Origin of the sequence: Saccharopolyspora soli (assembly GCF_022678645.1) — a bacterium.
Classification (GTDB): Bacteria; Actinomycetota; Actinomycetes; order Mycobacteriales; family Pseudonocardiaceae; genus Saccharopolyspora; species Saccharopolyspora soli.
Window position 1 is genome coordinate 1 of the sequence record NZ_JALBWV010000132.1, and the last position, 8,679, is coordinate 8,679.

Genomic DNA, 8,679 nt, shown 5'->3' on the forward strand with positions numbered 1-8,679 from the left:
CACTGGCGTCACCTACCACCAGCGAACAAGACCTCGACGACCGCCCCAGACGTCATCACGGAGACTGCGCCAGAGCCAAGATCCGCGACGGGCAGGTCACCAACCGCCCGATCTACGTGGCCATTGGAGTCACCGTGGGCGGCGAACGCGACATCCTCGGGCTGTGGGCCGGTGAGGGCGCGAAGTTCTGGCTGGCGGTGCTGACCGAGATCAAAAACCGGGGTGTGGCAGATGTGTGCATCGTGGTCTGCGACGGACTCAAGGGCCTGCCCGAGGCGATCACCACGGTGTGGGAGCAGGCGATCGTGCAGACCTGCGTGATCCACCTGTTGCGCAACACCTTCCGGTATGCCTCCCGCAAGTACTGGGACGCGATCGCCCGCGACCTCAAACCCGTCTACACCGCCCCATCCGAGGCCGCGGCCGGCGAGCGGTTCGCCGAGTTCACCGCGACCTGGGGCGAGCGATATCCGGCGGTGATCCGGTTGTGGGAGAGCTCCTGGTCGGAGTTCGTGCCGTTTCTGGACTACGACGTCGAGATCCGCCGGGTGATCTGCTCGACCAACGCCATTGAGTCGGTCAACGCCCGCTACCGGCGCGCGATCCGCGCCCGCAGGCACTTCCCCACCGAGCAGGCCGCCCTGAAGTGCCTCTACCTGGCCACCCGCTCCCTGGACCCCACCGGACGGGGCCGGGCACGATGGGCCATGCGATGGAAACCAGCCCTCAACGCCTTCGCGATCACCTTCGAAGGCCGCATCACACCCACCGGAAACTAAACCATGCCAAGCCAGATCCACCGATCATCGGACAGTCCCGATCGGTGCGACGCGGGGCGTGGCCCGCTTCGCAGTGGGTGTGGGACAGCAGGACGTGGCGCAGGTGTTTGGCGATCTGGCGGTACGCGTTGTCCTGCGGGCTGATCACGCTGTCGCGACGGGGCTACTGGTGCGGGTCGTCGGTCTTGAGCTGTTCTCCGGTGGTGGAGACGAAGACGACGAGGAGCTCGGCTGGTTCTGCGTTGCTGGCGTTTTCTGTGGCCACGTGGTGGGCACCTGGCTGCTCGATCCAGTTCTCGCCTTGGTGGTATGTACGCATCGGTTCGCCTTCGAGCTGGCTGCGTACAGCGCCTTCGAGCACGTAGGCGTAGACGAACGCGTTGCCGTGTCGGTGGGGCATCGCTCGGGCGTCCGGGGGGAAGGTCACGGTCGCCGAGGTGAAGGTTTTCCTTGGATGTTCGGCAGCGCCTGCTGGATCAGGAGTGTCAGGGTCTCGGAAGGGTGTTCCGAAGCCACGGCCGGGGTGGTCGGACGCTCCGTCGCAGGGGCGCATCCGACGACCGCGGCAGCCGTGCTGGCGATCAGCACGCCGCTGGCGATTCGCACACTGATCATGACTGTTGCGCTCCTCTTTCGTCCGCGACCTGAATGATCGTCTTGCCGGGCGTGCGGCGGTGGCGGGCGAACGCGGAGGCCGTTTCGGAAAGCGGTCGCACGGCGCCGACGATGGGGTTGAGCCGTCCGGCCCGGAGGCGCTGGGCGAGGTCGGTCAGCCGGGCGCGGTCGGGTTCGACGACGAAGAAGATGGCTCGCCCGTCCTTGGGCTGCACGGCAGGTGGCATGGCGATGGTGACGAGGGTGCCGCCCGGACGTACCAGTTCGGTCGATCGCTGGAGGATGTCGCCGCCGATGACGTCGAACACCACGTCCACCTCGCCGACGTTCTGCAAATCGTCGGCGTCCAGGTCGAGGAAGGTCTGCGCGCCGAGGCCGAGCGCGACATCGCGGTCGTCGGCTCGGCCGGTGCCGATCACGCGGGCGCCCACCTCTCGCGCGAGTTGGACGGCGATCGAGCCGACGCCGCCCGCGGCGCCGTGAATGAGGACGGTCTGGCCGGTCGTGAGGTGGGCGTGGTCGAACAGTCCCTGCCATGCGGTCAGTCCGGAAATGGGCAGCGCGGCGGCCACGGTGTGGTCGATGTCGGCCGCGAGGGGGGCGAGGTTGCGAGCCTCCACCGAGGTGTATTCGGCCAGCGATCCGTCGCGGGTCCAGTCGGTCAGTCCGAACACCCGCTGACCCACGGTGAGGCCGGTGGTTCCGTAGCCGAGCTCGACCACGGCTCCGGACAGCTCGTGCCCGGGGATGCTGGGTGTCCGGTCGCGCCCGGCGCGATCGGACCACGTTCCCGGCCAGTCGAGCTCTCCGGGGGTGAAGCCCGCGGCGTGCACGCGCACGATGACGTCGTTTTCCGCAGCGTGGGGGTAAGGCATGTCGGTCAGGGTGAGGCCGCCGACACCCGCGTCACGGTCTCGCACGATGATCGCTCGCATGCTCGAATCCTTTCCAGAACGTTCGTCGGTATGGGTAGTTGTAGGGGCTCAGCACGGGGTCCGCTCGTGGTGCAGGCTCCCGGCCGCGGAGGTCGCGGATCGCCCGTCGTCGGTGCGCTCCCGGTACAGCGGGTAGATCGGGGACGGCGCGCTCGCGGTCGCCATCATCAGCACGTTGGCGCAGACGAGCAGGACGAACGAAGCACGACGTCCGAGACGACGTCCGTTGTCGAAGTGCCTCACACCGTTCATCGCGTGGCCTCGTGTGAGGTCCGGTCAGCTCGGCCAGGGCGAGCCGACGATGCGCTCGACCGTCGTCGTGCGCTGGAAGCCGGGGATGAAGTGTTCGAGCACGTCGGAGTTCACGGTGCCGTTCGTGGTTTCGGGGCGGTTCTTGAGCCCGTCGACGTAGGCTCGCAGAAACTCGTTCTTGAAGTCCCCGCGTGGGTGGACGGCGAGGATTTCGGCTAGCTGATCGTGTTGCAGTCCGTCCAGGCCGAAGCCGAGCACGTCGGTCAAGACGCCGAGGTGCGTGGTCGCGATTTCCGGGCCATCCGGCCGGGGATGCCTGGCGTGGTGTGCAGCGCGATCGCCGTCCAGACGGTCTCGGCGGCGGCCGTCGAGAAACCCCGGTCCAGGAGGAACTTGCGCGCGTGGTCGGCGCCATCGACTTCGAAGCGCTGCTCGACGTCGGAAAAGGGGGTCAGGAGGCCGGTGTCGTGGAACATGGCCGCCAAGTAGAGCAGCTCCGGGTCCGGCTTCACGCCGAGCTTTTGAGCGTGAATCAGGCTGAAGAAGAAGATCCGCCGCGAGTGGTGGTAGATGAGGGGGCTGGTCGTCTCCTGGATGAGCCCGGTCGCTTCGGCGACCGCCGCTGTCTCAGGAATCTCCAGTCCCGCGATGGCCTCTGGCATGATTTCTGACTTTCCGGGAAGTGTGTCGATTGTGGACCGCGTGTCCGACTTCCATGCTGCCCACCGATCGGCGTGCGGCGCTGCCTTCGTCCAGCCAGGAATCACTGATATCCGGACAGGCGAAATCGCAGCCGTGTGCTCCACCGCGTCGCGCAGCCGGGACCAGCGCGTGGCCCGCGACTTCACGTCGTCCGTCACAGCTGGTTCCGCGCGATACCTGATGTCGGGGTTCATCGCGTGAGTCAACCGGGCATCGGTCGCGGCACGAGGATTTCGTGGACCAGCCTTCGCAACGCCTCCGGCGTGGCTCCTCGCTGCTCACGGCCAGGTTGTGCGCGTGATCAGCCGAAGGCGACGGCGAGTTGAGGATCCCCGTCATCTCCCGTAACGGTGTGCTACCAATGAACGGTGTCCATGCCTTCCGCGTCGCCGACCCGACGGCGGTCAGTGCGCGGATCCGGCTCCGGAGGGACCGGAATGGTGAACGTTGCCCCCCATCACGTCGCGATCCTCGTCTACGACGGAGTGACGTTGCTGGACGTGGCCGGTCCCGCAGAGGTGTTCAAGGAGGCGAACCGGTTCGGTGCCGACTACCGGATCGTGCTGCTGTCGCCGACCGGTGCGGACGTCACGTCGAACCTCGGGGTCGGGATCGCGGTCGACGGCGCCGCCGCCTCGGAGCCAGCTTTCGACACGTTGCTGGTGGCCGGGTCCGATCTCTATCCGCGCGCCCGTGTCCCCAGCGACCTGGCGGACGCCGCGCGAATACCGGCGGCTGTGGCCAGCCGGGTCGCGTCGATCTGCACCGGGGCGTTCGTCCTCGCCGCCGCTGGCCTCCTCGACGGCAAGCGCGCGACCACGCACTGGCAGGTCGCGCACGAGCTCGCCGCCCGGTGTCCGACGTGCCGCGTCGAGCCCGACGCGATCTACGTTCGCGATGGCACCACGTACACGACGGCAGGGGTGACGGCAGGCATCGATCTGGCGCTCGCTCTTGTCGAAAAGGACCACGGGCCCGACCTGGCGCGCGACGTCGCCCGCGCCTTGGTGGTGTACATGCAGCGTGCGGGCGGCCAGTCCCAGTTCTCGGCACCGCTGCAAGGACCGCCGCCCCGCTCGGCGGCTCTCCGCAAAATCACCGACTTGGTCACGGCGAACCCCCGCGCGGACCACTCACTCGGTGAACTCGCGAAACACCTCAACGTGAGCACCCGGCACCTCACCCGGCTTTTCCACGGCGAGCTGTCCACGACACCGGCCCGCTACGTGGAAAACATCCGATTCGACATGGCCAGGGCACTGCTCGACCAAGGACACACCGCGACGCAGGCCGCGACCCTCGCCGGGTTCCCCAGTTACGAAAGCATGCGACGGGTTTTCGCCAGGAAGCTGTCGATCAGCCCCGCCGCCTACCAACGCCGGTTCAGCACAACCCGCCGCGCCAACGCGGGTTAAGCGTCCCAATGTTCACTCATGCCGCCAACAACGCGTTCTACGAACTTGGACGGCCACTGGTCGACGTCGGTTGGGCGCGCGGGCGTTAGTTCAGAGAAACAGGCGTGTTCGTGGCGGCAGGGTGTTCCGTAGGGGCGGCCGCAGGTTCCGAGTTCGAGCTTGCAGGTCTGGAAGTTTCTCTGCACTTGTCAAGTTGATCACGCATAACGCTGGCGAAGGCAGGTGTGCTGCCATCGTTCGTGCGAAGTTCGGGCACTCAACGTCCGCTCATGCCGATGACCGGAGGTTGCGGGTCGATTCGTCAAGAGGTTGGTTCGACGCTGGTCCCGTGTCTGGTCAGCCGGGTGAGGGCAGCGCTGGAATCTCCAGGACGCGGTAGTCGACCTCGGCGACCATGCCCGTGACGGTTCCGTCTGTGGTCTCAAACGGGGTGTTTCGCCGAGTTGCGAGAAGGCTGTCCGTCCAGAGTGGAGATCGTGCGCTCCTACCTGCTCAAGGACTGGCCGCTGCGAAAACCGAGAAGGAGGCTGATGAGCCCCAAGGCCTCGACATTGGACATGGGAGCGCCGCCCTGTTGGTCCTGAATGGCCCATGTGGACCATGGAGGGTTCTGCCAGAGGCGTGATCCCTGACTGGGCGAACCTTGTCCGGCGCTGAACCCTCGGAGATGGTCAACTGGGGAACCGTTCACCGCGATGAAAGGTTCGGACATGCGTTCTCTGTTCAATGCCGCCGTGTTGATAACTGGTGTCGGAATGGTCACCGGGGTGCTGCTACTCGCGTGCGGCGTGGTCCTGTTCACCGTCGTTCGTGCCCTCGCGCCATGAGATCCACGGTCGGCTGCCGTTGCCAGGCCTGAATGCCGCCCGTCCCTCAACGCGAACCTGGACGCCCTATCGGCGTTGTCGTTTTGACGGCGCACGGTACCGCACGGTGTGGCGTGCCGGTCGTGGACCGGCAACTGCTGTGAGCGTGCGTCCCCCTGCATGGGGCGATGTAGGCTCGCATCTCAGTTTCCCTCCGCTGCCCCGTCGCCCGCGGCACGAACAAAGCCCCCCGAGGCGATCAAGCGGAGCGCAGCCCAGGCCGACAATGATCTGTCCTAGCGCGCCGTGTCTTGTCTGTCCGTGTGGTTCGACGATGCCGGGCTGTCCGTTGTGGTGAACCTGCTCGTTTTCTTGGCTCCGGAGCTGGGGAACTCCGGAGGTGCCGTCGTTGGGCCGAAGTGCGGGAAGGTGAGTTGCAGTGGACCTGATTAGCCAAACGCAGCGATCATTGTTTGCCGTTGTGGGTGTTGGGGCGTGGGCGGTTGGCTCGCTGCGCGCCATGCCTGGACAGGTGCAACACGTGTGGCAGGAGCGCGAGCAGTGGTTGCACCGTGCTGGCGACGCCTATGACGCGCTTGCCGGGCGCGGCCAGGCCGTCATGGGCAGCGCCCGGGAGGACCTCCGTCACGGCGTCCGCGAGGTCGGCCGAAGGATCCGCCAGGTTCCCGGTGTCGCAGCGCTGCAAGGAGAAGTCGCTGGATTGCAGTCCGAGGAAGCGGAATTGCCGATTGCTGACTACGACAGTCTCAGGGCTACCCAGATCGTCCAGAAGTTGCCAGGTCTGACGCAGCAGGGGCTGCACCAGGTCGAGGGCTACGAAGCCCGGAACCGAGCTCGCGCCACAATCCTCTCCCGCATCGACGAACTGCGCGGTCAGGAGCCCTGGCCTGGCTACGATGAGATGACCGTGGACGAGATCCTGCCACGGATGCGGTCGATGCCACCGGAGGAGCAGGTGGGCCTGGCCAGCTACGAGCGTCGCCACAAACAGCGCCGGACCATCGTCGAGTCGGCCGCCGAGAGCTGAAGCCATCCGTACGTTGATTTCCTCGGCTCCGTGGCAGACGAGTCGGTGGCGATGCAACGAGCATCTGCGGTGCTTGTGAGTGCAGGGAACCTCCGGTCGCGGTCTGGCGGCAGAGCTCTTCGAAGTCCGCTACCAGATCGGAGGAGCGTTTCTAAAGGCGATCGCCGTAGCATGGTCTGCCCGCTCCTCGCCCGCATCAGCACACCGAAGCGAGTCAGCTGTGCGTCAGTGTGCGGTGCCGTTCGTGAGGGACGCGTTCGGACAGCGGCACCCGCCTGTCGACGAGGCGCGCTTCGAGGCCCAACAGCAGGCATCCGCAGTGGGAGTGCGACGGTTCTTTTCTGATGGCACGAAAGTTGGCCGTGCCCAGCGGAAGCCGCGCTCTTCGAGATCGCTGGCATGCCTGCATTGGCGTGCTGATCGTCTGCTGGATACGAGTGCGCGGGTTAGTGTTTGTTGGTGTGAGGCAAAGTTTTCCGTTCTTGGTAGCGGGATTTGCGCCTGTTCTGATGATCTTTTGAGGAGGGACGACCATGTCGTGGTACTGCCGGTTCACCTGGCACCAGCACACGAGGGCCGAGGATGTGCGACGGCGGGTGTTGGAGCAGCACGAGGCGGGAACCAATCTGGAGCACAAGACCTTCTCTCAACTGTCCTATGTGGATCTCTTGGGGACAGCGGCGGGTGGTGCGGGCAGCGGTCCGGTGTGACATGTCAACGCCGGAACAGCCGCATCCAGGGCAACAACGGCACCCGACTCCAGGTGGCGCCAGTGAGCCGGCGCCGAAGGGCGGCGCCGGTCGCGAGCGAATTGCGCTAGTGCTGGCCGGAGGCGGGGCGCGCGGGGCCTACGAGGCCGGAGCGTTATCCGTACTGCTGCCCGAGCTGGATCGGCTGGGCCAGCGGCCGTCGCTGTTCGTCGGTACGAGCGTCGGCGCCATGAACGCCGCCTATTTCGCGGCCACGCAAGACCAAAGCGCAGAACAGGCCACCGCAGGACTGCTGGAATGCTGGCGCGAAGTCGGACGCACGGGCATCACGCGCCCGATGTACCGTCAGCTGCCAGTCGCGGCCGCCCAGTACCTCGGGCAGGTGCTGTCCCTGCCGGGCTTCCAATTCTCCAGCCTGCTGGATCCAACTCCCCTCGAACGCGGGGTACAGCGCTGGATCGACCTCTCACGCACGCACCGCAACGTCGCCGACGGCGATGTCGACGCCTTGGCGGTCGTGGCCACCGCCGTCCGCAGCGGCCGCACGGTGGTCTTCGTAGAACGCTCGCAACACCACGCCCTGCATCGCTCGCACGTGATCGACTACATGCCCGCCTGGATCCAACACGCGCATCTGCGAGCCTCAGCGGCGTTGCCCGTGCTGTTCCCACCGGTCCGGATCGAGACACCGCCGGAAGCCCACGGCTGGTACGTCGACGGCGGCACACGCCTGAACACCCCGATCAAACCGGCACTAGACCTCGGCGCGAACCGCATCGTAGTCATCGGCACCGACGCGATCACCCCGCCTTCCGACGAACCAGGACGCCACGAGGGCAAACCACCCGACCTCGTTGACGGCGCCCTCCACCTGCTCGAAGGCGCGCTGGTGGACCCCCTCGCCGAAGACATCGTCGTGCTCGGCAACATCAACCTCTTCTACACCCAGCACGCACCCGCAACCACGCGCTACCGCCAGGCACGCGGCAAACCCCCGTACCGCCGCGTGCCCTACATCTTCGTAGCACCCGACCGGCGCGGCGCCATCGGCGAACACGCCCTGGAGGTCTTCCGCTCCCGCCGACGCAGCATCAGCCTCCGCTCACTACGACAACGCCTGCAGAGCCAACTGCTCGGCGGAGAAAGCCCCGCCCACGGCCAACTCCTGAGCTACCTGTTCTTCGACCCGGAATTCCTCGACGAACTCATCGCCATGGGACAACGCGACGCACAACACTGGCTCACCCAAACCCAAACCGACAGCGACCACTGGCAAATCGCCCCCCTGACCACCCTCACCAACCACTAACGCCGACCAATCCGCCAGTGGTCAGCACGTTCAGTGCTTTGTGAACAGTTGTCAGCAGAGTTGGCCCGGTGGCCAAAACGGACCAGGTTTGAGGATCTTCGCTGGCGC

The 8,679-nt window shown here is 66.2% G+C and carries 10 protein-coding genes; 5 read left to right on the forward strand and 5 right to left on the reverse strand.

What is annotated here, in order from left to right; genetic code table 11:
- Positions 1–779 (forward strand): IS256 family transposase (locus MOQ72_RS43350; protein WP_242191895.1); only part of this gene is annotated, 779 nt, incomplete at its 5' end.
- 163 nt (positions 780–942) lie between these two features.
- On the opposite strand, the gene MOQ72_RS45970 is transcribed toward MOQ72_RS43350, so the two are convergent.
- The 5 genes from MOQ72_RS45970 to MOQ72_RS43375 are packed head-to-tail and all read right to left on the reverse strand — an operon-like array spanning position 943 to position 3,243.
- A complete protein-coding gene (locus tag MOQ72_RS45970) occupies positions 943–1,332 on the reverse strand; it encodes a cupin domain-containing protein (RefSeq protein ID WP_372495658.1) in 390 nt (129 codons plus the stop codon).
- 58 nt (positions 1,333–1,390) lie between these two features.
- Positions 1,391–2,329, reverse strand: a complete 939-nt coding sequence (locus tag MOQ72_RS43360; RefSeq protein WP_242191897.1) for an NADP-dependent oxidoreductase — start codon at positions 2,327–2,329, stop codon at positions 1,391–1,393.
- Positions 2,330–2,377: 48 nt separating this feature from the next.
- Positions 2,378–2,581 carry a hypothetical protein gene (locus tag MOQ72_RS43365; protein WP_242191898.1) on the reverse strand — a complete coding sequence of 68 codons (204 nt, stop codon included), beginning with the start codon at positions 2,579–2,581 and terminating at the stop codon, positions 2,378–2,380.
- A gap of 24 nt (positions 2,582–2,605) precedes the next feature.
- On the reverse strand, positions 2,606–2,848 hold the full coding sequence (locus tag MOQ72_RS43370) for a hypothetical protein (protein WP_242191899.1): 243 nt from the start codon (positions 2,846–2,848) through the stop codon (positions 2,606–2,608).
- Positions 2,845–3,243, reverse strand: a complete 399-nt coding sequence (locus MOQ72_RS43375) for an HD domain-containing protein (RefSeq protein WP_242191900.1) — start codon at positions 3,241–3,243, stop codon at positions 2,845–2,847. Before MOQ72_RS43375 ends, MOQ72_RS43370 begins: the two co-directional genes overlap by 4 nt.
- A 477-nt stretch (positions 3,244–3,720) precedes the next feature.
- Here MOQ72_RS43375 and MOQ72_RS43380 point away from each other — a divergent pair, with 477 nt between their 5' ends.
- The 4 genes from MOQ72_RS43380 (at position 3,721) to MOQ72_RS43395 (ending at position 8,571) form a co-directional block, all read left to right on the forward strand.
- Positions 3,721–4,698, forward strand: coding sequence for a GlxA family transcriptional regulator (locus MOQ72_RS43380; RefSeq protein WP_242191901.1), 978 nt, complete (start codon positions 3,721–3,723; stop codon positions 4,696–4,698).
- Positions 4,699–6,024: 1,326 nt separating this feature from the next.
- Positions 6,025–6,552 carry a hypothetical protein gene (locus MOQ72_RS43385; RefSeq protein WP_242191902.1) on the forward strand — a complete coding sequence of 176 codons (528 nt, stop codon included), beginning with the start codon at positions 6,025–6,027 and terminating at the stop codon, positions 6,550–6,552.
- Between the two features lie 533 nt (positions 6,553–7,085).
- The gene (locus tag MOQ72_RS43390) at positions 7,086–7,262 is read left to right on the forward strand and encodes a hypothetical protein (protein ID WP_242191903.1); all 177 of its coding nucleotides are present in this window, start codon (positions 7,086–7,088) and stop codon (positions 7,260–7,262) included.
- Positions 7,263–7,371: 109 nt separating this feature from the next.
- Positions 7,372–8,571 (forward strand): patatin-like phospholipase family protein, encoded by a 1,200-nt coding sequence (locus MOQ72_RS43395; protein ID WP_242191904.1) that lies wholly within the window; start codon positions 7,372–7,374, stop codon positions 8,569–8,571.
- The last annotated feature ends 108 nt before the right edge of the window (positions 8,572–8,679 follow it).

What these genes read in the sequence shown, in the direction of transcription:
- MOQ72_RS45970 (WP_372495658.1), bottom strand. Translation starts at nt 1,332, where the DNA reads ATGCGCCCCTGCGACGGAGCGTCCGACCACCCCGGCCGTGGCTTCGGA.
- MOQ72_RS43360 (WP_242191897.1), bottom strand. Translation starts at nt 2,329, where the DNA reads ATGCGAGCGATCATCGTGCGAGACCGTGACGCGGGTGTCGGCGGCCTC.
- MOQ72_RS43365 (WP_242191898.1), bottom strand. Translation starts at nt 2,581, where the DNA reads ATGAACGGTGTGAGGCACTTCGACAACGGACGTCGTCTCGGACGTCGT.
- MOQ72_RS43375 (WP_242191900.1), bottom strand. Translation starts at nt 3,243, where the DNA reads ATGCCAGAGGCCATCGCGGGACTGGAGATTCCTGAGACAGCGGCGGTC.
- MOQ72_RS43380 (WP_242191901.1), top strand. Translation starts at nt 3,721, where the DNA reads ATGGTGAACGTTGCCCCCCATCACGTCGCGATCCTCGTCTACGACGGA.
- MOQ72_RS43385 (WP_242191902.1), top strand. Translation starts at nt 6,025, where the DNA reads ATGCCTGGACAGGTGCAACACGTGTGGCAGGAGCGCGAGCAGTGGTTG.
- MOQ72_RS43390 (WP_242191903.1), top strand. Translation starts at nt 7,086, where the DNA reads ATGTCGTGGTACTGCCGGTTCACCTGGCACCAGCACACGAGGGCCGAG.